Source organism: Streptococcus mitis, assembly GCF_047464965.1.
GTDB lineage: Bacteria > Bacillota > Bacilli > Lactobacillales > Streptococcaceae > Streptococcus > Streptococcus mitis_DU.
In genome coordinates this window covers 15,442-40,964 of the sequence record NZ_JASHAT010000013.1, presented here as the reverse complement: position 1 = coordinate 40,964, position 25,523 = coordinate 15,442, and the positions used below count along the sequence as shown (strand labels likewise).

Genomic DNA, 25,523 nt, shown 5'->3' with positions numbered 1-25,523 from the left:
GTCGGGCTCATAACCCGAAGGTCGTAGGTTCAAATCCTGCTCCCGCAATAAGGCTCGGTAGCTCAGTTGGTAGAGCAATGGATTGAAGCTCCATGTGTCGGCGGTTCGATTCCGTCTCGCGCCATTTATATATTTTGGAAGGGTAGCGAAGAGGCTAAACGCGGCGGACTGTAAATCCGCTCCTTCGGGTTCGGGGGTTCGAATCCCTCCCCTTCCATTTTACGGGCATAGTTTAAAGGTAGAACTAAGGTCTCCAAAACCTTCAGTGTGGGTTCAATTCCTACTGCCCGTGTTAATAGAATTATGGCGGGTGTGGTGAAGTGGTTAACACACCAGATTGTGGCTCTGGCATGCGTGGGTTCGATCCCCATCACTCGCCTATTTTATATTATTGGGGTATAGCCAAGCGGTAAGGCAAGGGACTTTGACTCCCTCATGCGTTGGTTCGAATCCAGCTACCCCAGTTACTATTTGCCGGCGTGGCGGAATTGGCAGACGCGCTGGACTCAAAATCCAGTGTCCGCAAGGACGTGCCGGTTCGACCCCGGCCGCCGGTATAGTATAGAGTTAAGGAACGTTGTAAATCTTCGTTCCTTTTTTATATTATTTTTGGTATAATAATAGTTATTCAAATTTTATTTAGATTATGAAAGTGTAGGGAAGTATGTCTCGTTCTATCGATTTATTAAAACATCGGTATTTGAAAAATATTAAAGAAAATCCTGAATTGTTTGTCGGGATTGAGCTGGAATATCCTGTTGTAAACTTGGAAGGGGATGCTACAGATGTTGAAGTTATCAAGTACTTATTCCGATATTTAGTTTCTGCTTTGGATTTTACTGTCGAAAAGGTTGATGATTTTGGGACTCCTATTCAGTTAGTGGAGCCAGCAAGTCAGGATGTTATTTTATTTGAAGTTTCCTATACTACGATTGAGTTTGCATTTGGTAAGGCTGAAACAATTCAAGAGGTCGAAAATCGTTTTAATAATTATATGGATGTAATTCAGAGAAAATTAGGCGAATCCAATCATGCTATCGTTGGCTGCGGTATTCATCCCAACTGGAATAAAAATGAGAATACTCCAGTTGCTTATCCACGTTATCAGATGTTAGTGGACTATTTGAATTTGAGTAGAAATATGGCTGAATCAGACTTGCATCATTTCCCTGAATATGGTGCTTTTATCTGTGGGAGTCAGGTTCAGTTGGATGTTTCAAAGTCTAACTACTTACGAGTGATTAATGCTTTTACCCAAATTGAAGGGGCTAAGGCTTATTTACTTGCCAATTCTGAGTTTTCAGGTGAGAATTGGGATACGAAAATTTCAAGGGATATTTTCTGGGAAGAATCGATGCATGGTATATATCCAGAGAATGTTGGTGTCAATGCTAGGCTCTTTAAAGATGAGGATGATTTTTTTGATTATCTAGATCATTCTGCAATTTTTACTGCGGAACGTGATGAACAAACCTATTATTTTTATCCGATTCAGGCAAGGGACTATTTGGCTACACCTGAAATCCAAGCATATGCACTTAATGGGGATGAGATTATTATTTATCCTCAAGAGAAGGATTTTGAAACCCATCGTAGTTATCAGTACCAAGACTTAACGACTCGAGGAACGGTTGAGTTTCGTAGTGTGTGTACTCAACCTCTAGATAGAACCTTCGCTTCAGCAGCTTTTCACTTAGGATTGTTGGTTAATTTAGATAAGTTAGAAGCTTACTTAGAAGCAGCACCTTTCTCTAAAGAATTTGGTCGTAATTACAAGTTTTTAAGACGACAATTTTCTAAGAAAAAGCTTACAGAACAGGAAGAAACTGCGATAATAGAGTTTTCAAAAGACTTACTCCAGCTAGCTGAGGAAGGACTGGAGATGAGAAATAAGCAAGAAATGACCTACTTACAGCCTTTGAAAGAAGAATTGAATCTATAATTTTTCTTATAAAGCGAGAATTTTCTGAAAAATCATGATATAATTGAAGAGACTATAGATAAAGGATAGAGAGTAATGACATTAGTTTATCAATCAACGCGTGATGCGAAAAATACAGTAACTGCTAGCCAAGCTATTTTGCAAGGTTTGGCGACGGATGGTGGTTTATTTACACCACTTACTTATCCAAAGGTAGATTTGGACTTTGACAAATTGAAATATGCTTCTTATCAGGAAGTTGCTAAGATTGTTTTGTCAGCATTTTTAGATGACTTTACAGCTGAAGAGTTGGACTACTGTATCAACAATGCCTACGATAGCAAGTTTGATATTCCAGCTATAGCGCCTTTGGTGAAATTAGACGGCCAATACAATTTGGAACTGTTCCATGGTTCAACAATTGCCTTTAAGGATATGGCCTTGTCTATTTTGCCATACTTTATGACAACAGCTGCTAAGAAGCATGGTTTGGAGAACAAGATTGTCATCTTAACAGCGACATCTGGTGATACTGGGAAAGCTGCTATGGCAGGGTTTGCGGATGTGCCTGGAACTGAGATTATCGTCTTTTATCCAAAGGATGGTGTCAGCAAGGTTCAAGAGTTGCAAATGACCACTCAGACTGGTGATAATACTCATGTTATCGCTATTGATGGTAACTTTGACGATGCGCAAACAAATGTGAAGCATATGTTTAATGATGTGGCTCTTCGTGAAAGATTAGCGGACAACAACTTGCAATTTTCATCTGCAAACTCTATGAATATTGGTCGTTTGGTGCCACAGATTGTTTATTATGTTTATGCCTACGCTCAGTTGGTTAAGACTGGTGAGATTGTGGCTGGTGATAAGGTCAACTTCACAGTACCAACAGGAAACTTTGGAAATATCTTGGCTGCCTTTTATGCTAAGCAAATTGGTCTACCAGTTGGCAAATTAATCTGTGCTTCAAATGACAACAATGTTTTGACAGACTTTTTCAAGACACGTGTTTACGACAAGAAACGTGAGTTTAAAGTGACTACTAGTCCATCTATGGATATTTTGGTATCTTCAAACTTGGAGCGTTTGATTTTCCATCTTTTGGGGAATAATGCGGTTAAAACAGCTGAACTCATGAATGCCTTGAACAAGCAAGGACAATATGAGTTGACAGACTTTGATGCAGATATTCTGGACCTCTTTGCAGCTGAATATGCGACTGAGGAAGAAACAGCGGCAGAAATCAAGCGTGTTTATGAGTCAGATTCTTATATCGAGGATCCACATACGGCGGTTGCCTCAGCAGTTTATAAAAAATACCAAGTAGCTACTGGAGATGCGACTAAGACGGTGATTGCTTCAACAGCTAGTCCATACAAGTTCCCAGTGGTTGCAGTAGAGGCTGTAACAGGGAAAGTAGGTTTAACAGACTTTGAAGCCTTGGCTCAATTACATGAAATTTCAGGTGTTGCAGTACCACCAGCAGTTGATGGCCTTGAAACATCTCCAGTTCGTCACAAGACAACCGTGGCAGCTACTGATATGCAAGCAGCGGTGGAGGCTTATCTAGGACTTTAAGACAGAGGGAGTAAACTCGGTTGGGAAACCAACTGAGTTTCTTTTCATCAGGAGGAAGGATTGTTTAAGAAAAATAAAGACATTCTTAATATTGCCTTGCCAGCTATGGGCGAAAATTTTTTGCAGATGCTCATGGGGATGGTGGATAGTTACTTAGTAGCCCACTTGGGCTTGATAGCTATTTCGGGTGTATCAGTAGCTGGCAATATTATCACGATTTATCAGGCGATTTTCATCGCTCTGGGAGCTGCTATTTCCAGTGTTATTTCAAAAAATTTGGGGCAGAAGGATCAATCTATGCTAGCCTATCATGTGACTGAGGCATTGAAGATTACCTTACTATTAAGTTTCCTTTTAGGATTTTTGTCCATCTTCGCTGGGAAAGAGATGATAGGACTTTTGGGGACGGAGAGAGATGTAGCTGAGAGTGGTGGACTCTACCTATCTTTGGTAGGCGGATCGATTGTTCTCTTAGGTTTAATGACTAGTCTGGGAGCCTTGATTCGTGCAACGCATAATCCACGTCTGCCTCTCTATGTTAGTTTTTTATCCAATGCCTTGAATATTCTTTTTTCAAGTCTAGCTATTTTTGTTCTGGATATGGGGATAGCTGGTGTTGCTTGGGGGACAATTCTGTCTCGTTTGGTAGGTCTTGTGATTTTATGGTCGCAATTAAAGTTGCCTTTTGAGAAACCGACTTTTGGTTTAGATAAGGAACTATTGACCTTAGCGTTGCCAGCAGCTGGAGAGAGGCTCATGATGAGGGCTGGAGATGTCGTGATCATTGCCTTGGTTGTTTCTTTTGGAACGGAGGCGGTGGCTGGAAATGCAGTCGGAGAAGTCTTGACCCAGTTTAACTATATGCCTGCCTTTGGCGTCGCTACTGCAACGGTCATGCTGGTAGCTCGAGCAGTTGGAGAGGATAATTGGGAAAGAGTAGCTAATTTGAGCAAGCAAACCTTTTGGCTTTCTCTGCTTCTCATGTTGCCCTTGACGCTTAGTGTCTATGCCTTGGGTATACCACTAACTCATCTCTATACGACTGATTCTCTAGCGGTGGAGGCTAGTGTGCTAGTGACACTTTTTTCACTACTTGGTACTCCTATGACGATAGGAACAGTCATCTATACAGCAGTCTGGCAGGGTTTGGGCAATGCTCGGCTTCCCTTTTATGCGACAAGTATAGGAATGTGGTGTATCCGCATTGGAACAGGATATCTGATGGGGATTGTGCTTGGTTGGGGCTTGCCCGGTATTTGGGCCGGAACCCTTTTGGATAATGGTTTTCGTTGGTTATTTCTACGTTACCGTTACCAGCGTTATATGAGCTTGAAAGGATAGGAAATGCAAAAAACAGCTTTTATTTGGGATTTAGATGGGACTTTATTGGATTCTTACGAAGCGATTTTATCAGGAATTGAGGAAACTTTTGCTCAGTTTTCTATTCCTTATGATAAGGAGCAGGTGAGGGAGTTTATTCTCAAGTTTTCTGTGCAGGATTTACTTGTGCAGGTGGCAGAAGAGAGAAAGCTGGATGTGGAAATGCTAAATCAGGTGCGTGCCCAGAGTTTGGCTGAGAAGAATGCTCAGGTAGTTTTGATGCCAGGTGCGCGTGATGTGCTAGCTTGGGCAGAGGAATCAGGAATTCAGCAGTTTGTTTACACTCATAAGGGAGACAATGCTCGTACCATTCTCAGAGACTTGGGTTTGGAATCTTATTTTACAGAGATTTTAACCAGTCAGAGTGGTTTTGTGCGGAAGCCAAGTCCAGAAGCGGCTAACTATCTGTTAGGCAAGTATCAGTTGGATTCTGAGAAGACCTATTATATAGGGGATCGGACTCTGGATGTGGAATTTGCCCAGAATAGTGGGATTCAAAGTATCAACTTTTTAGAGTCGACTTATGAAGGAAATCATAGGATTCAAGGGTTAGCAGATATTCCTTATATTTTTGGGGATTGGGAACGATAAGATTGTGTCAGTTTTGTGACAGAGACCTAACAAACTATTTCAAGTAACCAAGTTTGTTACAAGGAATAGACAGTTCTGTTAAATAGGCCCGAGAGGGCTTTTTTTCTGCATTTTTTGTGTTATGATAGACAGGTACTCATTTGAAAGGAATAGGAAAGAATGAAGAAAAGAATATTATTAGCTTCAACAGTAGCCTTGTCATTTGCCCCAGTATTGGCAACTCAAGCAGAAGAAGTTCTTTGGACTGCACGTAGTGTTGAGCAAATCCAAAACGATTTGACTAAAACGGACAACAAAACAAGTTATACCGTTCAGTATGGTGATACCTTGATCACCATTGCAGAAGCCTTGGGTGTAGATGTCACAGTTCTTGCGAATTTGAATAAAATCACTAATATGGACTTGATTTTCCCAGAAACTGTTTTGACAACGACCGTCAATGAAGCAGAAGAAGTAACAGAAGTTGAAATCCAAACACCTCAAGCGGCTTCTAGTGAAGAGGTGACAACTGCGACAGCAGATTTGACAACCAATCAAGTGACCGTAGATGATCAAACTGTTCAGGTTGCAGACCTTTCTCAACCGATTGCAGAAGCGCCAAAAGCGGTAGAAACTACAAGTACAAAAGAAGTAGCAACAAATTCAGAAGTTGCAGAGACAGTTGCTACTGCAGAAGAAGTAGCACCATCTACAAATACTTCAACGTCAGAGGAGCAAACAGCCGAAACAAGTAGTGCAGTTGCAGAAGCAGCTCCTCAGGCAACGACTTCAGCTGAGAAAAATGAAACTCAAGCAAGCCCACAAGATGTTTCAACAGTGGAAGAAACTACAACTCCAACAGAAGAAACAGCAATCGAAACAACTGCAAAAAGTTCAGAAGAATTAAAAGAAGCCTCATCAAATGAAGCTACAACAGCAGTTTCTACTTATCAACCAGAAGAGAAGAAAACAGTTTCAACAACTTACGCAGCTCCAGCAGCGCCCGATTATGCTGGACTTGCGGTAGCGAAATCTGAAAATGCAGGCCTTCAACCACAAACAGCGGCCTTTAAAGAAGAAATTGCTAACTTGTTTGGCATCACATCCTTTAGTGGTTACCGTCCAGGAGACAGTGGAGATCACGGAAAAGGTTTGGCTATCGACTTTATGGTACCAGAAAGCTCAGAATTAGGGGATAAGATTGCGGAATACGCTATTCAAAACATGGCCAGCCGTGGAATTAGTTACATTATTTGGAAACAACGTTTCTATGCTCCATTCGATAGCAAATATGGGCCAGCTAATACTTGGAACCCAATGCCAGACCGTGGTAGCGTGACAGAAAATCACTATGATCACGTTCACGTTTCAATGAATGGATAAACCAGACTTGGTAATATCATTTTGACGAATGAGATCTAGCTTTCATGATTGGAAGTAAGTCTCGTTCGTTTTTCTTTGTCATACTCTTCGAAAGTCTCTTCAAACCACGTCAGTTTTATCTGCAACCTCAAAGCTGTGCTTTGAGCAACCTACGGCTAGCTTCCTAGTTTGCTCTTTGATTTTCATTGAGTATCAATATGAATGGAAAATGGAAGTTACCATTTTGTAATGATTGAAGCAACATTCTTGCAATCAATTTTACTTTATAACACAATTGATTAGTCAACTATTGATAAATCAAGATAGGAGAAAGAAATGATAGAGATTCAAGATCTGCTTTATCAACTCCGCTTGTCTGAGCAAGCGAGTACGCAATTGTTTGAAAAAAGACTTGGGATTAGTTTGACACGGTATCAGATTTTACTGTTTTTGCTGAAGCATTCCCCTTGTAATCAAATAGCGGTTCAGGAGCGTTTGAAGATTGATCAGGCTGCTTTGACCCGACATTTCAAAATTCTGGAAAAGGAAGGTTTGGTGGAGCGTCATCGTAATCCTGAAAATCAGCGGGAAGTGTTGGTAGAGGCTACGAAGTATGCCAAGGAGCAGTTAGTGGTGAATCCCCCTCTGAAGCATATCAAGGTTAAGGAAGAGATGGAAAGTATCTTAACAGAATCTGAAAAAACAGAACTCAACCGTTTATTAAATAAATTGGTTTTGTGGATTGAGAATATAGAAATTTAAGGAGAAATAGATGTCAATTATTACAATCATTTTAGCAACGATTGTTGCTTTGGAGCATTTTTACATTTTTTATTTGGAAAGTATTGCAACGCAATCAGATGCAACCAGTCGTGTCTTTAACATGGAAAAGGAAGAACTGGCTCGTCCGTCTGTAAGGTCATTGTTTAAAAATCAAGGGATTTATAATGCTCTACTAGGAGTCTTTCTCTTGTATGGGATTTATTTCTCACAGAATTTAGAAATTGTGACTATTTTTGTCTTATTTGTGATTGGGGCTGCGGCTTATGGCTCTCTTACAGCAGATAAGAAAATTATTTTGAAGCAAGGTGGACCAGCTATTTTAGCCTTGATTAGCATTTTCCTTTTTAAATAAATTTGAAGGTCGATTCTAATCTCGCTAATCCTTTTCAATCCAGAATAAGGGAAATATGTTATACTTGTTTTTAAGAAAATAGTTTCATTAAATTGGTTTTGAGGAGTTAGAAATGAAAGTATTAGTGACAGGTTTTGAGCCCTTTGGAGGGGAGAAGGTAAATCCAGCCTTGGAGGCCGTTAAAGGTTTACCAGCTGAAATCCATGGCGCTGAGGTCCGTTGGCTAGAAGTGCCGACAGTCTTTCACAAATCGGCCCAAGTATTGGAAGAAGAGATAAACCGTTATCAACCTGACTTTGTCCTTTGTATTGGCCAAGCAGGTGGAAGATCTAGTTTGACGCCTGAACGAGTGGCCATTAATCAAGACGATGCACGCATCCCGGATAACGAAGGTAATCAACCGATTGACCTTCCCATTCGCCCAGATGGTGCTCCGGCCTACTTTAGTAGTTTGCCGATTAAAGCGATGGTTCAAGCTATAAAAAAAGAGGGATTGCCGGCCTCTGTTTCCAATACGGCAGGTACTTTTGTCTGCAATCATTTGATGTATCAGGCCCTCTATTTGGTAGAAAAAAAATTTCCACATGTTAAGGCAGGTTTTATGCATATTCCTTATATGATGGAACAGGTGGTGAATCGACCGACTACTCCAGCTATGAGTTTAGTGGATATTAGGCGAGGGATAGAAGCGGCAATCGGGGCTATTATAGAACATGGAGATCAGGATCTCAAGTTGGTAGGCGGAGAAACTCATTGATAGAAAAAAGCTTGAGGGGAAACCTTCAAGCTTTTGGACGTTTTCGAGCCAGTACTGCCCGGTAGAAAATTATTTTATTGATTTGAATGTAGGGTAGGAGTGAGAAACTAGCAATTCCAAAAGTAATCCAATTGAGGAAGTACCAAGGAAGGAGTTGTAGGTCTAGAATAAAGCGCTGAAATTTGTAGCCTTTCATCAGGAAACGGCTGGTTTTTAGGATTTGTCCTGGTTTAGCTTGTCCTAAGTCTAGGGTATCACAGAGGAGAAATTCTACCTGCGAATAGGCATAGTATTGTGGGATATAGAGACTATTTCCGACAATCATCAAGAGGATACTTGCTAGAAAGTAAAGACCAAAGGTCATGAGGAAACGCTCAGTTTCAATTGACGTGAGATCCAGATTGGGAAACTCAGGATGAAGAACTACGAATTTCTTTGCTAGAAAGCTACTGTAAAAAAGAAAGTAAATTCCAAGCAAACTAGGAATACTCCATAAGAAGAGATAGAAACGTTTGAGGAGAAGAGTCAAAAAGGTTTGTGAAAAGTGCTCTTCGTTAAAGAGAGTGAGACTATTTTTGACGGATAGTTCTGTATCTGGATTCTTGATGAGTTTCAGCGTTGTATAGACTGAACTGGTCAGAAGTATTGTTCCGATAAAGGAGACTAATAGAGGAAAAAGGTAGGCTTGGAATACATGGCCAAACACGCTTAAAAAGGGTTGTTCTAAAACACTCTCGTTGATGCGCTCTAAGGGATTGAGGAAGCCAGACAAAATGATCAGCATGCTAGGTAAGAGATAGACGAGAAAGAGACGGGGATTTTCAGCCTGAAATTGTCTAGCTTGCAGACGAATGGTTTTTAAATCAATTTTTGGGTATTTCATTCTCTCATTATACACCATAGTTCGTGACAGTTCCAGCTTTTTTTGATAAAATCATACAGTATGCCCTTGGGCACAAAGTATGAACTGGGACTGTTTTTCCCAGCTTCGGAGGTAAAAAATGTCAGATTCACCAATCAAATATCGTTTGATTAAGAAAGAAAAACACACGGGAGCTCGTCTGGGAGAAATCATCACTCCCCACGGTACCTTCCCAACACCTATGTTTATGCCAGTTGGGACACAAGCCACTGTCAAAACTCAGTCGCCTGAAGAATTGAAGGAGATGGGTTCGGGAATTATCCTGTCAAACACCTATCATCTCTGGCTTCGTCCTGGAGATGAACTCATCGCACGCGCAGGTGGTCTCCACAAGTTCATGAATTGGGACCAGCCTATCTTGACAGATAGTGGTGGTTTTCAGGTTTATTCCTTAGCAGATAGCCGTAATATCACAGAAGAAGGAGTAACCTTTAAAAACCATCTCAATGGTTCTAAGATGTTCTTGTCCCCAGAAAAAGCCATTTCTATTCAGAATAATTTGGGCTCAGACATCATGATGTCCTTTGACGAATGTCCTCAGTTTTATCAACCTTACGACTACGTTAAGAAATCAATCGAGCGTACCAGCCGTTGGGCTGAGCGTGGTTTGAAGGCTCACCGTCGTCCGCATGACCAAGGGTTATTTGGGATTGTGCAGGGGGCTGGATTTGAAGATCTTCGCCGTCAATCGGCTCACGACCTTGTCAGCATGGATTTCCCAGGCTACTCTATTGGTGGTTTAGCAGTTGGAGAAACCCACGAAGAGATGAATGCCGTCTTGGACTTCACAACCCAACTGCTACCTGAAAATAAACCTCGCTATTTGATGGGTGTGGGAGCGCCAGATAGCTTGATTGATGGGGTGATTCGTGGTGTAGATATGTTTGACTGTGTCTTGCCGACTCGTATCGCTCGTAATGGGACTTGTATGACCAGTCAGGGACGTTTGGTTGTCAAAAATGCCCAGTTTGCTGAGGACTTTACACCACTGGATCCTGAGTGTGATTGCTACACATGTAAGAACTATACACGCGCCTACCTTCGTCACCTGCTCAAGGCTGATGAAACCTTTGGTATTCGCTTGACTAGCTATCACAATCTTTACTTCTTGCTTAACCTGATGAAGCAAGTGCGACAAGCCATCATGGATGACAATCTCTTAGAATTCCGTGAGTATTTTGTAGAAAAATATGGCTATAATAAGTCAGGCCGTAATTTTTAAACTGGAATAGATATAAGCTAAAAATCCTAAGTTTTCTCTTGGGATTTTTCTTCTTTTTTTGATAGAATAAAGTGTACAATGAAAGGGAGAATAAACTCGTATGCGTATTAAATGGTTTTCCTTGATTAGGATTACAGGTTTACTTTTGGTACTCTTGTATCATTTCTTTCAGACGATCTTTCCTGGAGGATTTTTCGGGGTAGATGTCTTTTTTACATTTTCAGGTTTCCTGATTACAGCTCTACTTATCGAAGAATTTTCTAAAAATCATGAAATTGATTTGGTTGGATTTTTTAGGAGACGCTTTTATCGTATCGTACCACCTGTGGTTTTGATGGTCTTGGTAACCATGCCCTTTACCTTTCTAGTTCGCCAAGATTATGTGGCTGGAATTGGGGGTCAAATTGCGGGTGTCTTAGGCTTCATGACCAACTTCTATGAACTTCTAACAGGAGGAAGTTATGAATCTCAGTTCATTCCTCATTTGTTTGTTCATAATTGGAGCTTGGCTGTTGAGGTTCACTACTATATCCTCTGGGGCTTGGCAGTTTGGTTCTTATCCAAACAGGCTAAATCAAATGGTCAGTTGAAGGGAATGGTCTTTCTCTTGTCTGCTGCTGCCTTCTTGATCAGCTTCTTCTCTATGTTTATTGGTAGTTTTCTAGTAACTTCTTATTCTTCTGTTTACTTCTCCAGTTTAACTCATATCTATCCATTCTTTTTGGGAAGTGTGTTAGCAACGATTGTAGGCGTTCGTCAGACGACTTCCCTAGTTAAGCAATTGGATAAAATCTGGGATTTACGCAAGACCCTTTTGGTTTTTGGAGGAGGTTTTGGATTCTTACTCATTTTGACCTTCTTTGTCAAATTTACCTATCTCTTTGCCTATCTTATGGGCTTCTTGCTTGCCAGCCTTGCAGCCCTTGCTATGATTCTGGCGGCGCGTGTCTTACATGAAAAGACTCCTAACATGCAGGAGCCAAAGATTATCAGCTTTTTAGCGGATACTAGCTATGCGGTTTATCTTTTCCATTGGCCTTTCTATATCATTTTCTCACAGTTGACATCAAATCTTCTTGCTGTGTTACTGACTTTGATTTGTTCTTATGGATTTGCCAGTCTTTCATTTTATGTATTGGAGCCGTGGATTGCAGGCAAGAACACACCTATTTTACAAACTATTCGTCCCCTGCCTTATATTCACGCAATTCTTGCGACAAGTACAGGAATCTTGGCGTTCATTGTCCTCTTAGTGACTTTGTTGGCACCACAAGTGGGAGCGTTTGAGACAGACTTAACTGTCAATGGTTTGAAGCAAGCTGCAACAAATATTAGCCAGACCAAGGTGATGACAGAACGGGCAGATGCAAACAGTTTGGGGATTGCTGATGGCACTATGTTAATTGGTGACTCGGTGGCCTTAAGGGCAAATACAGCATTGCAGACAGCCCTTCCAGGGGCACAGATTAATGCACAAGTCAGCAGAACAACCAAGACCGCCAACGAAATCATGCTCAACAATAGCCAGAATAAATTTTTACCTAAGATGGTGGTCATTGCAACAGGGGTAAATAATCCTGAAAATTACAAGGATGACTGGGACAGTATCGTAAAAAATCTTCCTAAGGGCCACCATATGGTTTTGGTGACTCCTTATGAGGGAGATAAGACAAAAGAGACCTATGCCATCGTTGAGAAGGCTGCTGCCTATATGAGAGAATTGGCAGAGAAGACTCCTTATATCACCATTGCTGATTGGAATCAAGTTGCTAAGGAACATCCAGAGATCTGGACAGGAACAGACCAAGTCCATTTTGGAAGTGACAATAGTAAGATTGAAGCAGGAGCTAAATTGTATGCAGATACCATTGCTACAGCCTTGCAAACAGCTCAAGACAAGCCAGTCAAATCAAAATAACTTGTATTAAAAAGAGAAGAGTTGGAGAAATCCAGCTCTTTTAAAATATCTCTAGAAAATAGGTCTATACCATTTACAAATGAATCAGAAAGGTTTATAATGTAATTGACATAATAAATATCAAAAGTAATCTTTTAAGGAGGTCATTATTATGCCTAATTACGTTAAAGCGGATCAGTTTTTCTATCCATTTGGCATTCGTCGCGGTGGGTACTTAGAACTTGTTGATGGCAAATTTGGGAAACATGTGGATCAAATTCCTGAAGGAGCAGAGGTTCTTGACTATACTGGTTATAGCATTGCACCAGGTCTTGTGGATACTCATATTCATGGATATGCAGGTGTAGATGTGATGGACAACAACATTGAAGGTACATTGCATACTATGAGTGAAGGACTTCTTAGTACCGGTGTTACCAGTTTCTTGCCCACAACTTTAACAGCCACTTATGAGCAATTGCTTGCAGTCACTGAAAATCTTGGAAACCATTATAAAGAAGCAACAGGTGCTAAGATTCGTGGGATTTATTATGAAGGTCCATATTTCACAGAAACTTTTAAGGGGGCACAAAATCCAACTTATATGAGAGACCCGGGTGTTGAGGAGTTTCATTCTTGGCAGGATGCTGCAAAAGGGATGCTAAATAAAATCGCTATTGCACCAGAACGTGATGGGGTGGAAGATTTTGTACGTACTATTACAGGTGAAGGTGTGACAGTTGCACTTGGACACTCAGATGCGACATTTGAACAAGCTAAGAAGGCAGTTGATGCTGGAGCTAGTGTATGGGTACATGCCTATAATGGGATGCGTGGTTTAACACACCGCGAACTAGGTATGGTAGGAGCTATGTATGAGCTCCCACATACTTACGCAGAATTGATTTGTGATGGTTATCACGTAGATCCAAAAGCTTGTGAGATTTTACTTAAGCAAAAGGGGACAGAAAACATCGCTCTTATTACGGACTGTATGACAGCTGGTGGGCTTGAAGACGGTGACTATATGTTGGGAGAATTCCCTGTTGTAGTAGCAAATGGAACTGCACGTCTCAAATCTACTGGTAATTTGGCAGGTTCTATCCTCAAACTTAAAGATGGTATGAGAAATGTAGTCGAGTGGGGTATTGCGAATCCACACGAAGCAGTCATGATGGCTAGCCTTAACCCAGCAAAATCTGTTCACATTGATGATGTCTGTGGTCAAATCCGTGAAGGTTATGATGCGGACTTTATCGTATTAGATAAAGATTTGGAATTGGTAGCAACCTATCTAGATGGTGTGAAACGTTATCAAGCATAAGAGAAAAAGCAGAAGTTAGAGATTAGCTTCTGCTTTTTTATCTATATTGCTTTACCGGTAAATAAAAAAGTTAAAAAAATCACAAAAAAACTTGAAGAAACAAATGAAAAGGCTTACAATTATATTATAAATAGTACAAATAAAAAAACGGAGGAATGCTTTATGAAAGCCTATACTTATGTTAAACCAGGACTTGCTTCTTTTGTTGATGTAGACAAACCAGTGCTTCGCAAGCCAACAGACGCTATTGTGCGTATCGTAAAAACTACTATTTGTGGAACAGACCTCCATATTATCAAAGGGGATGTTCCTGCTTGCCAAAGTGGTACCATTCTTGGTCACGAAGGGATTGGGATTGTTGAAGAAGTTGGGGAAGGAGTTTCGAACTTCAAAAAAGGCGATAAGGTCTTGATTTCTTGTGTCTGTGCCTGTGGTAAATGCTACTACTGTAAAAAAGGAATTTATGCCCACTGTGAAGACGAAGGGGGCTGGATTTTCGGTCACCTGATTGATGGTATGCAGGCTGAATATTTACGTGTCCCTCATGCAGATAACACTCTTTACCACACTCCAGAAGACTTGTCAGATGAAGCCTTGGTTATGCTATCAGACATTCTGCCTACTGGGTATGAAATTGGTGTCTTGAAAGGGAAAGTAGAACCTGGTTGTAGTGTAGCCATTATTGGTTCAGGACCTGTTGGATTGGCTGCTCTTTTGACAGCCCAATTCTATTCACCAGCTAAATTGATTATGGTGGATTTAGACGATAACCGCTTGGAAACTGCCCTATCATTTGGTGCGACTCATAAGGTTAATTCTTCAGACCCTGAAAAAGCGATTAAAGAAATTTATGATTTGACAGATGGTCGTGGTGTGGATGTCGCTATCGAAGCTGTTGGTATTCCTGCAACATTTGATTTCTGTCAAAAGATTATCGGTGTAGACGGAACAGTTGCTAACTGTGGTGTACATGGTAAACCAGTTGAATTCGATTTAGATAAACTTTGGATTCGCAACATCAATGTAACAACTGGTTTGGTATCTACAAATACAACTCCACAATTGTTGAAAGCTCTTGAAAGTCATAAGATTGAACCAGAAAAATTGGTAACCCATTATTTCAAACTCAGTGAAATTGAAAAAGCTTATGAAGTATTCAGTAAGGCAGCAGACCACCATGCAATCAAGGTCATTATTGAAAACGATATTTCTGAAGCCTAGGTAGTAACAAGATTTTGGAACATAAGCAAATAGAAATTCAGTCATCATAGTATGGCTGGATTTTTTATCAAAAAAATTAAGAAATGAGCATATTTCTTTCCTTGTCTGGCGGAATTAGTTATAATATACGATACAAAGGAATTGAATGAATATGTATCGTGTTATAGAAATGTATGGAGATTTTGAACCCTGGTGGTTCTTAGAAGGTTGGGAAGAAGATATTGTAGCAAGTAAGAAATTTGACCAGTATTATGATGCTCTCAAATACTACAAAACTTGCTGGTTTAGATTGGAGCAAGAATCCCCTCTTTATAAAAGTAGAAGCGACTTGATGACCATTTTTTGGGACCCAGAAGACCAACGCTGGTGCGATGAATGTGATGAGTATTTACAACAATACCATTCGTTGGCTCTTTTGCAGGATGAGCAGGTTATTCCAGATGAAAAACTACGCCCAGGCTATGAAAAACAAACTGGTCAGGAAAGGCATCGTTCTTGCCGTATGAAATTAAAATAGAGAAAAGTAACTTTTTTGGAGTTGCTTTTTTATTTTTTCCAACTCTTTGCGAATAGTATAGGTGAGGAGGTAAGTATGGTTCAAGAAATTGCACAAGAAATCATTCGTTCGGCCCGGAAAAAAGGGGCGCAGGATATTTATTTTGTCCCTAAGTTAGACGCCTATGAGCTTCATATGAGGATAGGAGACGAGCGTTGTAAAATCGGTTGTTATGATTTTGAAAAGTTTGCGGCCGTCATCAGCCACTTTAAGTTTGTGGCGGGTATGAATGTGGGAGAAAAGCGACGTAGTCAGCTAGGTTCTTGTGATTATGAATATGACCAGAAGATGGCGTCCCTACGTTTATCTACTGTAGGCGATTATCGAGGGCATGAGAGTTTAGTTATTCGCTTGTTGCATGATGAGGAGCAGGATTTGCATTTTTGGTTTCAGGATATTGAAGAACTGGGCAAGCAGTACAGGCAACGGGGACTCTATCTTTTTGCTGGTCCAGTCGGCAGTGGTAAGACAACCTTAATGCACGAATTGGCTAAATCTCTCTTTAAAGGACAGCAAGTTATGTCCATCGAAGATCCTGTCGAAATCAAGCAGGACGACATGCTCCAGTTGCAGTTGAATGAGGCGATTGGACTAACCTATGAAAATCTCATCAAACTTTCCCTACGTCATCGACCAGATCTCTTGATTATCGGAGAAATTCGGGACAGCGAGACGGCGCGTGCAGTGGTCAGAGCTAGTTTGACAGGGGCGACAGTCTTTTCAACCATTCATGCCAAGAGTATTCGAGGTGTTTATGAGCGCCTGTTGGAGTTGGGTGTGAGTGAGGAGGAATTGGCAGTCGTTCTGCAGGGAGTCTGCTATCAGAGATTAATCGGGGGAGGAGGAATTGTTGACTTTGCAAACAAAGACTATCAAGAACACCAGCCAACTAGCTGGAATGAACAGATTGACCAGCTTCTTGAAGATGGACATATCACAAGTCTTCAGGCTGAAACGGAAAAAATTAGCTACAGCTAAGCAAAAAGATATCATCACCTTGTTTAACAATCTCTTTTCTAGCGGTTTTCATCTAGTGGAGACCATCTCCTTTTTAGATAGGAGTGCCTTATTGGACAAGCAATGTGTGACCCAGATGCGCACGGACTTGTCTCAGGGGAAATCATTCTCAGAAATGATGGAAAGTTTGGGCTTTTCAAATGCCATTGTCACTCAGTTATCCCTAGCGGAAGTCCATGGAAATCTCCACCTGAGTTTGGGAAAGATAGAAGAGTATCTAGACAATCTAGCCAAGGTCAAGAAAAAATTAATTGAAGTAGCAACCTATCCTTTGATTTTGCTGGGTTTTCTTCTCTTAATCATGCTGGGGCTACGGAATTATCTACTACCACAACTGGATAGTAGTAATATTGCCACCCAAATTATCGGAAATCTGCCACAAATTTTTCTAGGCATGGTAGGGTTTGTTTCTCTACTTACCCTTTTAGCACTAACTTTTTATAAAAGAAGTTCTAAGATGCGCGTCTTTTCTATCCTAGCACGCATTCCTTTTCTTGGAATCTTTGTGCAGACCTATTTGACAGCCTATTATGCGCGTGAGTGGGGGAATATGATTTCGCAGGGAATGGAGCTGACGCAGATTTTTCAGATCATGCAGGAACAAGGTTCCCAGCTCTTTAAAGAAATCGGTCAAGATCTGGCTCAAGCTCTCCAAAATGGTCGCGAATTTTCTCAGACGATAGGAACCTATCCTTTCTTTAGGAAGGAATTGAGTCTCATCATCGAGTATGGGGAAGTCAAGTCCAAGCTGGGTAGTGAGTTGGAAATCTATGCTGAAAAAACTTGGGAAGCCTTTTTTACCCGAGTCAACCGCACCATGAATTTGGTGCAGCCACTGGTCTTTATCTTTGTGGCTCTGATTATCGTTTTACTTTATGCGGCAATGCTCATGCCCATGTATCAAAATATGGAGGTAAATTTTTAAAATGAAAAAAATGATGACATTCTTGAAAAAAGCTAAGGTTAAAGCTTTCACGCTTGTGGAAATGTTGGTGGTCTTGCTCATCATCAGCGTGCTTCTCTTGCTCTTTGTACCTAATTTGACCAAGCAAAAAGAAGCAGTCAACGACAAGGGAAAAGCTGCTGTTGTTAAGGTGGTGGAAAGTCAGGCAGAACTTTATAGCTTGGATAAAAATGAAGATGCTAGCCTAAGTAAGTTACAAGCAGATGGGCGAATCACAGAAGAGCAGGCTAAAGCCTATAATGAATACTATACAAAAAATGGAGGAAAAAATCGTACAGTCAATGATTAAGGCATTTACCATGCTGGAAAGTCTCTTGGTTTTGGGTCTTGTGAGTATCCTTGCCTTGGCTTTGTCAGGTTCTGTTCAGTCTAGTTTTGCGGCAGTAGAGGAGCAGATTTTCTTTATGGAGTTTGAAGAACTCTATCGGGAAACTCAAAAACGCAGTGTAGCCAGTCAGCAAAAGACTAGTCTAAACTTAGACGGACAGACCATTAGTAATGACAGTCAAAAGCTGACAGTTCCTAAAGGAATTCAAGCACCATTGGGACAAAGTATCACATTTGACCGAGCTGGGGGCAATTCGTCCCTGGCTAAGGTTGAATTTCAGACCAGTAAAGGAACGATTCGCTATCAGTTATATCTAGGAAATGGAAAAATTAAACGCATTAAGGAAACAAAAAATTAGGGCAGTAATTTTACTGGAAGCAGTAGTCGCTCTAGCTATCTTTGCCAGCATTGCAACCCTCCTTTTGGGACAAATTCAGAAAAATAGGCAAGAAGAAGCAAAAATCTTGCAAAAGGAAGAAGTCTTGAGGGTAGCTAAGATGGCCTTGCAGACAGGTCAAAATCAGGTAAACATCAACGGAGTTGAGATTCAGGTGTTTTCTAGTGAAAAGGGATTGGAGGTCTACTATGGCTCAGAACAGTTGTTGGCTATCAAAGAGCCATAAGGTCAAGGCTTTCACCTTGTTGGAATCACTGATTGCCCTCATTGTCATTAGTGGAAGCTTACTCCTTTTTCAAGCCATGAGTCAGCTCCTCATTTCAGAAGTTCGCTACCAGCAGCAAAGCGAGCAAAAGGAGTGGCTCTTGTTTGTGGACCAGTTGGAGACAGAATTAGACCGTTCGCAGTTCGAAAAAGTGGAGGGCAATCGCCTCTATATGAAGCAAGATGGCAAGGATATCGCTATGGGTAAATCCAAATCGGATGATTTTCGGAAAACTGATGCTAGTGGACGAGGATATCAGCCTATGATTTATGGACTCAAATCAGCTCAGATTACAGAGGACAACCAACTGGTGCGTTTTCGTTTCCAGTTCCAAAAAGGCTTAGAAAGGGAGTTCATCTATCGTGTGGAAAAAGAAAAAAGTTAAGGCAGGTGTTCTCCTCTATGCAGTCACCATGGCAGCCATTTTTAGTCTTTTGTTACAATTTTACTTGAACCGACAAGTCGCTCACTATCAAGACTATGCTTTAAATAAAGAAAAGCTGATTGCTTTTGCCATGGCTAAGCGAACCAAAGATAAGGTTGAGCAAGAAAGTGGGGAACAGTCCTTTAATCTGGGTCAGGTGAGTTATCAAAATAAGAAAATAAGCTTGGTGACGACGGTTCGTACGTCTAAGAGTCAATATGAGTTTCTGTTTCCTTCAGTCAAAATCAAAGAAGAGAAAACAGATAAAAAGGAAGAGGTAGCGACCGATTCAAGCGAAAAAGTGGAGAAGAAAAAATCAGAAGAGAAGCCTGAAAAGAAAGAGAATTCCTAGCCAATCAAGCTACTTTGTGCTAAACTAAAAATATGAAACATGATTTTAACCATAAAGCAGAAACTTTTGATTCACCTAAAAATATCTTCCTTGCAAACTTGGTTTGTCAAGCAGTCGAGAAACAGATTGATCTTCTATCAGACAAAGAAATTTTGGATTTCGGTGGAGGGACGGGGCTGTTAACCTTGACCCTAGCCAAGCAGGCCAAGTCTGTAACATTGGTGGATATTTCGGAGAAAATGCTGGAGCAAGCTCGTTTGAAAGCGGAGCAACAAGACATCAAGAATATCCAGTTTTTGGAGCAAGATTTACTGGAAAAACCCTTGAAGCAAGAGTTTGATCTCATTGTTGTTTGTCGGGTTCTTCATCATATGCCTGATGTGGATGTGGCTCTCTCACTGTTTCATCAATATTTGAGAGAAAACGGACAACTTTTACTTGCTGATTTTACCAAGACAGAAGCTAACCATCATGGATTTGAATTGGCTGAACTGGAAACCAAGCTAATTCAGCACGGTTTTTCATCTGTGCATAGTCAGATCCTCTATAGCGCTGAAGATCTGTTTCAAGGAAATTACTCAGAACTCTTTTTAACAGTAGCCCAAAAATCACTCGCCTAGTCAGGGAGTGATTTTTTATAAGGATGGAAAAAAGAAGGGAAATTTGGTAAGATAGGAATATGGATTTTGAAAAAATTGAACAAGCTTATACCTATTTACTAGAGAATGTCCAAGTCATCCAAAGTGATTTGGCGACCAATTTTTATGACGCCTTGGTGGAGCAAAACAGCATCTATCTGGATGGTGAGACGGAGCTAAAACAGGTCAAAGAGAACAATCAGGCCCTTAAACGCTTAGCGCTTCGCAAAGAAGAATGGCTCAAGACCTACCAGTTTCTCTTGATGAAGGCTGGGCAGACAGAGCCCCTACAGGCCAATCACCAGTTTACGCCAGATGCCATTGCTTTACTTTTGGTGTTTATTGTAGAAGAATTGTTTAAAGAGGAGGAAATCACTATCCTCGAAATGGGTTCCGGGATGGGGATTCTGGGGGCTACTTTCTTGACCTCGCTTGATAAAAAGGTGGATTACTTGGGAATGGAAGTGGACGATTTGCTGATTGATTTGGCAGCTAGTATGGCAGATGTAATTGGTTTGCAGGCTGGCTTTGTCCAAGGAGATGCCGTTCGTCCACAAATGCTCAAAGAAAGCGACGTGGTCATCAGCGACTTGCCTGTCGGCTATTATCCTGATGATGCCGTTGCGTCGCGCCATCAAGTTGCTTCTAGCCAAGAACATACCTACGCCCATCACTTGCTCATGGAACAAGGGCTTAAGTATCTCAAGTCAGATGGATATGCTATTTTTCTCGCTCCGAGTTATTTGTTGACCAGTCCTCAAAGTGACTTGTTGAAAGGCTGGTTGAAAGAGGAGGCGAGTCTGACTGCCATGATTAGTTTGCCTGAAAATCTTTTTGCCAGTGCTAAACAATCCAAGACGATTTTTATCTTACAGAAGAAAAATGAAATAGCAGTAGATCCTTTTGTTTATCCACTTGCTAGCTTGCAAGATGCAAGTGTTTTAATGAAATTTAAAGAAAATTTTCAAAAATGGACTCAAGGTACTGAAATATAAAATAGATTTTGTTATAATAGATGAAAACGCTTAAAAGAGGAGTCTTGTTATGACAAAAACAATTGCAATCAATGCGGGAAGTTCAAGTTTGAAATGGCAATTATACTTAATGCCAGAAGAAAAAGTATTGGCGAAAGGTTTGATTGAACGTATCGGTTTGAAAGATTCAATTTCAACTGTAAAATTTGATGGTCGTTCTGAACAACAAATTTTGGATATCGAAAATCATACACAAGCTGTAAAAATCTTATTGGATGACTTGATTCGTTTCGATATTATCAAGGCTTATGACGAGATTACAGGTGTTGGCCACCGTGTTGTTGCCGGTGGAGAATATTTCAAAGAATCAACAGTTGTTGAGGGAGATGTTTTAGAAAAAGTTGAAGAGTTGAGCTTGTTGGCTCCTCTCCACAATCCAGCCAATGCGGCAGGTGTTCGTGCCTTCAAGGAATTGTTGCCAGACATTACCAGTGTAGTTGTTTTTGATACTTCATTCCACACAACTATGCCAGAGAAAGCTTATCGCTATCCTCTACCAACAAAATATTACACAGAAAACAAGGTTCGTAAATATGGTGCCCACGGTACAAGTCACCAGTTTGTAGCAGGAGAAGCAGCAAAACTCTTGGGCCGTCCATTAGAAGACTTAAAATTGATTACTTGCCACATCGGTAATGGTGCTTCTATTACAGCTGTTAAGGGTGGTCAATCTGTCGATACTTCAATGGGCTTCACTCCACTTGGTGGTGTGATGATGGGAACTCGTACAGGGGATATTGACCCAGCTATCATTCCTTACTTAATGCAATATACAGAGGACTTTAACACGCCTGAAGATATTAGTCACGTCCTTAATCGTGAATCAGGACTAATGGGGGTTTCAGGTAAATCCAGTGATATGCGTGATGTGATTGCTGCTATGAAAGAAGGGAACCACGATGCCACTTTGGCTTATGAAATGTATGTTGACCGTATCCAAAAACATATCGGTCAATACCTTGCGGTCCTAAATGGAGCAGATGCTATTATCTTTACTGCAGGTATCGGTGAAAATGCTGCAAACGTACGTGAAGATGTTATTTCAGGTATCTCTTGGTTCGGCTGTGATGTTGACCCAGAAAAGAATGTCTTCGGTGTGACAGGAGACATCTCAACAGAGGCAGCGAAAATCCGTGTCTTGGTTATTCCAACAGATGAAGAATTGGTCATTGCCCGTGACGTTGAACGCTTGAAAAAATAACTAAAATCAGAAAAAATATTCAGTACAAGGAGTTGGGAAAGAGATTTTTCCAGCTTCTTTTTCTGATGGAAATGTCCAAAACCTTGCTATGATTGGCTTTTTTGAAAAATATGGTATAATAGTAGTAATTTAATAGATGGAGTTGAGTTTTGAAGAAAAACTTTCGTGTAAAAAGAGAGAAAGATTTTAAGGCGATTTTCAAGGAGGGGACAAGTTTTGCCAATCGCAAGTTTGTTGTCTACCAACTAGAAAATCAGAAAAACCATTTTCGAGTAGGTCTATCAGTTAGCAAAAAACTGGGGAATGCCGTCACTAGAAATCAAATCAAGCGACGAATTAGACATATTATCCAGAATGCAAAAGGGAGTCTGGTAGAAGATGTCGACTTTGTTGTCATTGCTCGAAAAGGAGTCGAAACCTTGGGATACGCAGAGATGGAGAAAAATCTACTCCACGTATTAAAATTATCAAAGATTTACCAGGAAGGAAATGGGAGTGAAAAAGAAACTACAGTTGACTAGTTTGCTAGGACTGTCCCTATTGATCATGACAGCCTGTGCAACAAATGGGGCAACTAGCGATATTACAGCAGATTCGGCTGATTTTTGGAGTAAATTTGTTTACTTCTTTGCGGAAATCATTCGCTTTTTATCATTTGATATCAGTATCGGAGTGGGAATTATTCTCTTTACGGTCTTGATTCGTACACTGCTTTTGCCAGTCTTTCAAGTGCAAATGGTGGCTTCCAGAAAAATGCAGGAAGCTCAACCACGTATTAAGGCGCTTCGAGAACAATATCCAGGTCGAGATATGGAAAGCAGAACTAAGCTAGAGCAAGAAATGCGTAAAGTCTTTAAAGAAATGGGTGTCAGACAGTCAGATTCTCTTTGGCCGATTTTGATTCAGATGCCGGTTATCTTGGCCTTGTTCCAAGCTCTATCAAGAGTTGACTTTTTAAAGACAGGTCATTTCTTATGGATTAACCTTGGTGGTGTGGATACAACCCTTGTTCTTCCGATTTTAGCAGCTGTATTTACCTTTTTAAGTACTTGGTTGTCCAACAAGGCCTTGTCTGAACGTAATGGCGCTACGACTGCGATGATGTATGGGATTCCAGTCTTGATCTTTATCTTTGCAGTTTATGCACCAGGTGGAGTCGCCCTATACTGGACAGTGTCCAATGCTTATCAAGTCTTGCAAACCTATTTCTTGAACAATCCATTCAAGATTATCGCAGAGCGCGAGGCGGTAGTTCAGGCACAGAAAGATTTGGAAAATAGAAAAAGAAAAGCCAAGAAAAAGGCTCAGAAAACGAAATAATAAGGAGGAATCTGGTAATGGTAGTATTTACAGGTTCAACTGTTGAAGAAGCAATCCAGAAAGGATTGAAAGAATTAGATATCCCAAGACTGAAGGCTCATATCAAAGTCATTTCTCGTGAAAAAAATGGCTTTCTTGGTTTATTTGGTAAAAAACCAGCTCAAGTTGATATTGAAGCTATTAGTGAAACAACGGTCATTAAAGCTAATCAGCAGGCTGTAAAGGGTGTTCCTAAAGAAATTAACGAACAAAATGAACCAGTCAAAACAGTCAGTCAAGCGACTGTTGATTTAGGGCATGTTGTAGAAGCAATTAAAAAGATTGAAGAAGAAGGCCAAGGGGTTTCTGATGAAGTTAAGGCTGAAATTTTGAAAAATGAAAAACATGCTAACACCATTTTAGAAGAAACTGGGCATATTGAGATTTTAAATGAATTACAGCTTGAAGAAGCTGGTTTCGGGGAAGAAGTAGAAACTCCTATTGTTGAGAGTCGAGCTGAACAAACTGAAAGTCAAGAATTAGAAGATTTGGGCTTAAAAGTGGAACCGAGCTTTGACATTGAACAAGTAGCTACGGAAGTAACGACTTATGTCCAAACAATCATTGATGATATGGATGTTGAGGCGACGATTTCAAATGATTATAACCGTCGTAGCATCAATCTACAAATTGACACCAATGAGCCAGGTCGTATTATCGGTTACCATGGTAAAGTCTTGAAAGCTCTTCAACTGTTAGCTCAAAATTATCTTTACAACCGCTATTCAAGAACCTTCTATATCACTATTAATGTCAATGATTATGTTGAACACCGTGCAGAAGTCTTGCAGACCTATGCTCAAAAATTGGCGACTCGTGTTTTAGAAGAAGGTCGCAGCCATCAAACAGATCCAATGTCGAATAGTGAGCGCAAGATTATCCATCGTATTATTTCGCGTATGGATGGCGTGACTAGTTACTCTGAGGGTGACGAGCCAAATCGCTATGTCGTTGTAGATACAGAATAAGTAAAATCAGGTTTATCCTGATTTTTTGCTAGTTAGAGGAGGTTAAGTGGATGTTGAATAAGATAAGAGACTATCTAGACTTTGCGGGTTTGCAGTACCGTAATCAAGATAAAGCTGGTGATGAAAGAGAAAACATGTTGACCTTGCGGCAAAAAGGTCAAGAGGCTCGGAAGGATTTTACAGAACTGGCTAAAGCCTTTCAAGCAAGTCATCCAGAATGGCAACTCCAACAGACTAGCCAGTGGATGAATCAGGCACAGCGTTTGCGACCACATTTTTGGGTTTATCTACAACGTGAGGGGAAAGTGACAGAACCTATGATGGCTCTTCGTTTGTATGGAAGTTCTTCTGATTTTGGAGCCTCACTAGAAGTTAGTTTTATCGAGCGCAAGAAAGATGAGCAAACTCTAGGCAAGCAGGCCAAGGTTCTAGAAGTTCGAGTGGTAGAAGGGATTTATTATCTAGCCTACTCAGATGGTCAAAGTCAAAGATGGGATGCGAACGAAGAAAATCGTCAAATTTTAAGAAATAAACTATCCAATCAAGAAGTCCGTAAAGTGTTAGTTAAAGCAGATGTTTCTTTTATAGAAAATCAATCATTAGAAGTGATTTTAGAAAAATTAGAAGATGCTTATGAACGCTTACTTCCCTACTATCAGGCGACTAGAGGATAGCAAATAGAATACTTATTTACGTCGAATTGTTTAATTGCTATTCTATGTATTTTT

General features: G+C 40.6%; 28 protein-coding genes and 6 tRNA genes. 33 read left to right on the top strand and 1 reads right to left on the bottom strand.

From position 1 onward, the window contains the following. Positions 1–51: 51 nt before the first annotated feature. From QM408_RS08650 to pcp, 14 genes are all read left to right on the top strand, one after another. A tRNA-Phe gene (locus QM408_RS08650) sits at positions 52–124 on the top strand. A 12-nt stretch (positions 125–136) separates the two neighbouring features. Then, positions 137–217 (top strand) — tRNA-Tyr (locus tag QM408_RS08645). Positions 218–221: 4 nt separating this feature from the next. Further along, positions 222–292 (top strand) — tRNA-Trp (locus QM408_RS08640). A gap of 14 nt (positions 293–306) precedes the next feature. Continuing rightward, positions 307–379 (top strand) — tRNA-His (locus QM408_RS08635). Between the two features lie 13 nt (positions 380–392). Next, positions 393–464 (top strand) — tRNA-Gln (locus tag QM408_RS08630). 9 nt (positions 465–473) lie between these two features. Continuing rightward, positions 474–557, top strand: a tRNA-Leu gene (locus tag QM408_RS08625). 107 nt (positions 558–664) lie between these two features. Further along, positions 665–1,942, top strand: coding sequence for a glutamate-cysteine ligase family protein (locus tag QM408_RS08620; RefSeq protein WP_261018174.1), 1,278 nt, complete (start codon positions 665–667; stop codon positions 1,940–1,942). Positions 1,943–2,017: 75 nt separating this feature from the next. Then, on the top strand, positions 2,018–3,502 hold the full coding sequence (gene thrC, locus QM408_RS08615; RefSeq protein ID WP_414374255.1) for a threonine synthase: 1,485 nt from the start codon (positions 2,018–2,020) through the stop codon (positions 3,500–3,502). A gap of 60 nt (positions 3,503–3,562) precedes the next feature. Beyond that, on the top strand, positions 3,563–4,843 hold the full coding sequence (locus QM408_RS08610) for an MATE family efflux transporter (protein ID WP_020903673.1): 1,281 nt from the start codon (positions 3,563–3,565) through the stop codon (positions 4,841–4,843). A 3-nt stretch (positions 4,844–4,846) separates the two neighbouring features. Continuing rightward, complete coding sequence (locus tag QM408_RS08605; RefSeq protein ID WP_020903674.1) at positions 4,847–5,473, top strand: HAD family hydrolase; 627 nt, start codon at positions 4,847–4,849, stop codon at positions 5,471–5,473. Positions 5,474–5,632: 159 nt separating this feature from the next. Beyond that, a complete protein-coding gene (locus tag QM408_RS08600; protein WP_414374252.1) occupies positions 5,633–6,835 on the top strand; it encodes a LysM peptidoglycan-binding domain-containing protein in 1,203 nt (400 codons plus the stop codon). A 315-nt stretch (positions 6,836–7,150) separates the two neighbouring features. Continuing rightward, positions 7,151–7,576 carry a MarR family winged helix-turn-helix transcriptional regulator gene (locus QM408_RS08595; RefSeq protein ID WP_020903677.1) on the top strand — a complete coding sequence of 142 codons (426 nt, stop codon included), beginning with the start codon at positions 7,151–7,153 and terminating at the stop codon, positions 7,574–7,576. A 10-nt stretch (positions 7,577–7,586) separates the two neighbouring features. Next, positions 7,587–7,949 carry a DUF1304 domain-containing protein gene (locus tag QM408_RS08590; RefSeq protein ID WP_020903678.1) on the top strand — a complete coding sequence of 121 codons (363 nt, stop codon included), beginning with the start codon at positions 7,587–7,589 and terminating at the stop codon, positions 7,947–7,949. 112 nt (positions 7,950–8,061) lie between these two features. Further along, the gene (gene pcp / locus QM408_RS08585; RefSeq protein ID WP_045610982.1) at positions 8,062–8,706 is read left to right on the top strand and encodes a pyroglutamyl-peptidase I; all 645 of its coding nucleotides are present in this window, start codon (positions 8,062–8,064) and stop codon (positions 8,704–8,706) included. Positions 8,707–8,731: 25 nt separating this feature from the next. Here the strand turns inward: pcp and QM408_RS08580 are convergent, their stop codons facing one another. Then, on the bottom strand, positions 8,732–9,589 hold the full coding sequence (locus QM408_RS08580; protein ID WP_261073534.1) for a DUF975 family protein: 858 nt from the start codon (positions 9,587–9,589) through the stop codon (positions 8,732–8,734). Positions 9,590–9,707: 118 nt separating this feature from the next. Here QM408_RS08580 and tgt point away from each other — a divergent pair, with 118 nt between their 5' ends. The 19 genes from tgt to QM408_RS08485 all read left to right on the top strand — a co-directional run bounded on the left by tgt (position 9,708) and on the right by QM408_RS08485 (position 25,469). Continuing rightward, a complete protein-coding gene (gene tgt, locus QM408_RS08575; protein WP_001285237.1) occupies positions 9,708–10,850 on the top strand; it encodes a tRNA guanosine(34) transglycosylase Tgt in 1,143 nt (380 codons plus the stop codon). A 100-nt stretch (positions 10,851–10,950) separates the two neighbouring features. Beyond that, complete coding sequence (locus QM408_RS08570) at positions 10,951–12,768, top strand: acyltransferase family protein (protein WP_414374250.1); 1,818 nt, start codon at positions 10,951–10,953, stop codon at positions 12,766–12,768. Between the two features lie 151 nt (positions 12,769–12,919). Then, positions 12,920–14,071 carry an N-acetylglucosamine-6-phosphate deacetylase gene (gene nagA / locus QM408_RS08565; RefSeq protein ID WP_001134549.1) on the top strand — a complete coding sequence of 384 codons (1,152 nt, stop codon included), beginning with the start codon at positions 12,920–12,922 and terminating at the stop codon, positions 14,069–14,071. Positions 14,072–14,233: 162 nt separating this feature from the next. Beyond that, positions 14,234–15,292, top strand: a complete 1,059-nt coding sequence (locus QM408_RS08560; RefSeq protein ID WP_004257473.1) for a zinc-dependent alcohol dehydrogenase family protein — start codon at positions 14,234–14,236, stop codon at positions 15,290–15,292. A 151-nt stretch (positions 15,293–15,443) separates the two neighbouring features. After that, positions 15,444–15,809 carry a DUF1033 family protein gene (locus QM408_RS08555; RefSeq protein WP_000286409.1) on the top strand — a complete coding sequence of 122 codons (366 nt, stop codon included), beginning with the start codon at positions 15,444–15,446 and terminating at the stop codon, positions 15,807–15,809. A gap of 75 nt (positions 15,810–15,884) precedes the next feature. After that, positions 15,885–16,826, top strand: a complete 942-nt coding sequence (gene comGA / locus QM408_RS08550) for a competence type IV pilus ATPase ComGA (RefSeq protein ID WP_414374247.1) — start codon at positions 15,885–15,887, stop codon at positions 16,824–16,826. Continuing rightward, positions 16,774–17,790, top strand: coding sequence for a competence type IV pilus assembly protein ComGB (comGB, locus tag QM408_RS08545; RefSeq protein WP_125416827.1), 1,017 nt, complete (start codon positions 16,774–16,776; stop codon positions 17,788–17,790). The genes comGA and comGB overlap by 53 nt, the downstream gene beginning before the upstream one ends. A gap of 1 nt (position 17,791) precedes the next feature. Then, positions 17,792–18,118, top strand: a complete 327-nt coding sequence (comGC, locus tag QM408_RS08540) for a competence type IV pilus major pilin ComGC (protein WP_414374245.1) — start codon at positions 17,792–17,794, stop codon at positions 18,116–18,118. Beyond that, a complete protein-coding gene (gene comGD, locus QM408_RS08535) occupies positions 18,111–18,515 on the top strand; it encodes a competence type IV pilus minor pilin ComGD (protein ID WP_261073538.1) in 405 nt (134 codons plus the stop codon). The genes comGC and comGD overlap by 8 nt, the downstream gene beginning before the upstream one ends. After that, positions 18,478–18,780 (top strand): competence type IV pilus minor pilin ComGE, encoded by a 303-nt coding sequence (comGE, locus tag QM408_RS08530; protein WP_188111084.1) that lies wholly within the window; start codon positions 18,478–18,480, stop codon positions 18,778–18,780. Before comGD ends, comGE begins: the two co-directional genes overlap by 38 nt. Then, entirely contained in the window at positions 18,743–19,204 is a 462-nt protein-coding gene (comGF, locus tag QM408_RS08525; RefSeq protein ID WP_261082544.1) for a competence type IV pilus minor pilin ComGF, read from the top strand. The genes comGE and comGF overlap by 38 nt, the downstream gene beginning before the upstream one ends. Continuing rightward, complete coding sequence (comGG, locus tag QM408_RS08520) at positions 19,182–19,595, top strand: competence type IV pilus minor pilin ComGG (RefSeq protein WP_414374242.1); 414 nt, start codon at positions 19,182–19,184, stop codon at positions 19,593–19,595. The genes comGF and comGG overlap by 23 nt, the downstream gene beginning before the upstream one ends. Before the next feature lie 32 nt (positions 19,596–19,627). Continuing rightward, positions 19,628–20,215 (top strand): class I SAM-dependent methyltransferase, encoded by a 588-nt coding sequence (locus QM408_RS08515; protein WP_261051646.1) that lies wholly within the window; start codon positions 19,628–19,630, stop codon positions 20,213–20,215. A 59-nt stretch (positions 20,216–20,274) separates the two neighbouring features. Then, positions 20,275–21,228, top strand: a complete 954-nt coding sequence (locus QM408_RS08510; RefSeq protein ID WP_261150713.1) for a class I SAM-dependent methyltransferase — start codon at positions 20,275–20,277, stop codon at positions 21,226–21,228. A gap of 49 nt (positions 21,229–21,277) precedes the next feature. Beyond that, on the top strand, positions 21,278–22,468 hold the full coding sequence (locus tag QM408_RS08505) for an acetate kinase (RefSeq protein ID WP_261150714.1): 1,191 nt from the start codon (positions 21,278–21,280) through the stop codon (positions 22,466–22,468). A 149-nt stretch (positions 22,469–22,617) separates the two neighbouring features. After that, complete coding sequence (rnpA, locus tag QM408_RS08500) at positions 22,618–22,989, top strand: ribonuclease P protein component (protein WP_000739245.1); 372 nt, start codon at positions 22,618–22,620, stop codon at positions 22,987–22,989. Next, on the top strand, positions 22,964–23,788 hold the full coding sequence (locus QM408_RS08495) for a membrane protein insertase YidC (protein WP_025172897.1): 825 nt from the start codon (positions 22,964–22,966) through the stop codon (positions 23,786–23,788). The genes rnpA and QM408_RS08495 overlap by 26 nt, the downstream gene beginning before the upstream one ends. A 17-nt stretch (positions 23,789–23,805) precedes the next feature. After that, positions 23,806–24,795 (top strand): RNA-binding cell elongation regulator Jag/EloR, encoded by a 990-nt coding sequence (gene jag / locus QM408_RS08490; RefSeq protein WP_261070101.1) that lies wholly within the window; start codon positions 23,806–23,808, stop codon positions 24,793–24,795. A 50-nt stretch (positions 24,796–24,845) separates the two neighbouring features. Further along, a complete protein-coding gene (locus QM408_RS08485) occupies positions 24,846–25,469 on the top strand; it encodes a ribonuclease P (RefSeq protein WP_261150715.1) in 624 nt (207 codons plus the stop codon). Positions 25,470–25,523: the final 54 nt, after the last annotated feature.

What these genes read in the sequence shown, in the direction of transcription:
- QM408_RS08620 (WP_261018174.1), top strand. Translation starts at nt 665, where the DNA reads ATGTCTCGTTCTATCGATTTATTAAAACATCGGTATTTGAAAAATATT.
- thrC (WP_414374255.1), top strand. Translation starts at nt 2,018, where the DNA reads ATGACATTAGTTTATCAATCAACGCGTGATGCGAAAAATACAGTAACT.
- QM408_RS08605 (WP_020903674.1), top strand. Translation starts at nt 4,847, where the DNA reads ATGCAAAAAACAGCTTTTATTTGGGATTTAGATGGGACTTTATTGGAT.
- QM408_RS08600 (WP_414374252.1), top strand. Translation starts at nt 5,633, where the DNA reads ATGAAGAAAAGAATATTATTAGCTTCAACAGTAGCCTTGTCATTTGCC.
- QM408_RS08595 (WP_020903677.1), top strand. Translation starts at nt 7,151, where the DNA reads ATGATAGAGATTCAAGATCTGCTTTATCAACTCCGCTTGTCTGAGCAA.
- QM408_RS08590 (WP_020903678.1), top strand. Translation starts at nt 7,587, where the DNA reads ATGTCAATTATTACAATCATTTTAGCAACGATTGTTGCTTTGGAGCAT.
- pcp (WP_045610982.1), top strand. Translation starts at nt 8,062, where the DNA reads ATGAAAGTATTAGTGACAGGTTTTGAGCCCTTTGGAGGGGAGAAGGTA.
- QM408_RS08580 (WP_261073534.1), bottom strand. Translation starts at nt 9,589, where the DNA reads ATGAAATACCCAAAAATTGATTTAAAAACCATTCGTCTGCAAGCTAGA.
- tgt (WP_001285237.1), top strand. Translation starts at nt 9,708, where the DNA reads ATGTCAGATTCACCAATCAAATATCGTTTGATTAAGAAAGAAAAACAC.
- QM408_RS08570 (WP_414374250.1), top strand. Translation starts at nt 10,951, where the DNA reads ATGCGTATTAAATGGTTTTCCTTGATTAGGATTACAGGTTTACTTTTG.
- nagA (WP_001134549.1), top strand. Translation starts at nt 12,920, where the DNA reads ATGCCTAATTACGTTAAAGCGGATCAGTTTTTCTATCCATTTGGCATT.
- QM408_RS08560 (WP_004257473.1), top strand. Translation starts at nt 14,234, where the DNA reads ATGAAAGCCTATACTTATGTTAAACCAGGACTTGCTTCTTTTGTTGAT.
- QM408_RS08555 (WP_000286409.1), top strand. Translation starts at nt 15,444, where the DNA reads ATGTATCGTGTTATAGAAATGTATGGAGATTTTGAACCCTGGTGGTTC.
- comGA (WP_414374247.1), top strand. Translation starts at nt 15,885, where the DNA reads ATGGTTCAAGAAATTGCACAAGAAATCATTCGTTCGGCCCGGAAAAAA.
- comGB (WP_125416827.1), top strand. Translation starts at nt 16,774, where the DNA reads ATGGACATATCACAAGTCTTCAGGCTGAAACGGAAAAAATTAGCTACA.
- comGC (WP_414374245.1), top strand. Translation starts at nt 17,792, where the DNA reads ATGAAAAAAATGATGACATTCTTGAAAAAAGCTAAGGTTAAAGCTTTC.
- comGD (WP_261073538.1), top strand. Translation starts at nt 18,111, where the DNA reads ATGATTAAGGCATTTACCATGCTGGAAAGTCTCTTGGTTTTGGGTCTT.
- comGE (WP_188111084.1), top strand. Translation starts at nt 18,478, where the DNA reads ATGGAAAAATTAAACGCATTAAGGAAACAAAAAATTAGGGCAGTAATT.
- comGF (WP_261082544.1), top strand. Translation starts at nt 18,743, where the DNA reads ATGGCTCAGAACAGTTGTTGGCTATCAAAGAGCCATAAGGTCAAGGCT.
- QM408_RS08515 (WP_261051646.1), top strand. Translation starts at nt 19,628, where the DNA reads ATGAAACATGATTTTAACCATAAAGCAGAAACTTTTGATTCACCTAAA.
- QM408_RS08510 (WP_261150713.1), top strand. Translation starts at nt 20,275, where the DNA reads ATGGATTTTGAAAAAATTGAACAAGCTTATACCTATTTACTAGAGAAT.
- QM408_RS08505 (WP_261150714.1), top strand. Translation starts at nt 21,278, where the DNA reads ATGACAAAAACAATTGCAATCAATGCGGGAAGTTCAAGTTTGAAATGG.
- jag (WP_261070101.1), top strand. Translation starts at nt 23,806, where the DNA reads ATGGTAGTATTTACAGGTTCAACTGTTGAAGAAGCAATCCAGAAAGGA.
- QM408_RS08485 (WP_261150715.1), top strand. Translation starts at nt 24,846, where the DNA reads ATGTTGAATAAGATAAGAGACTATCTAGACTTTGCGGGTTTGCAGTAC.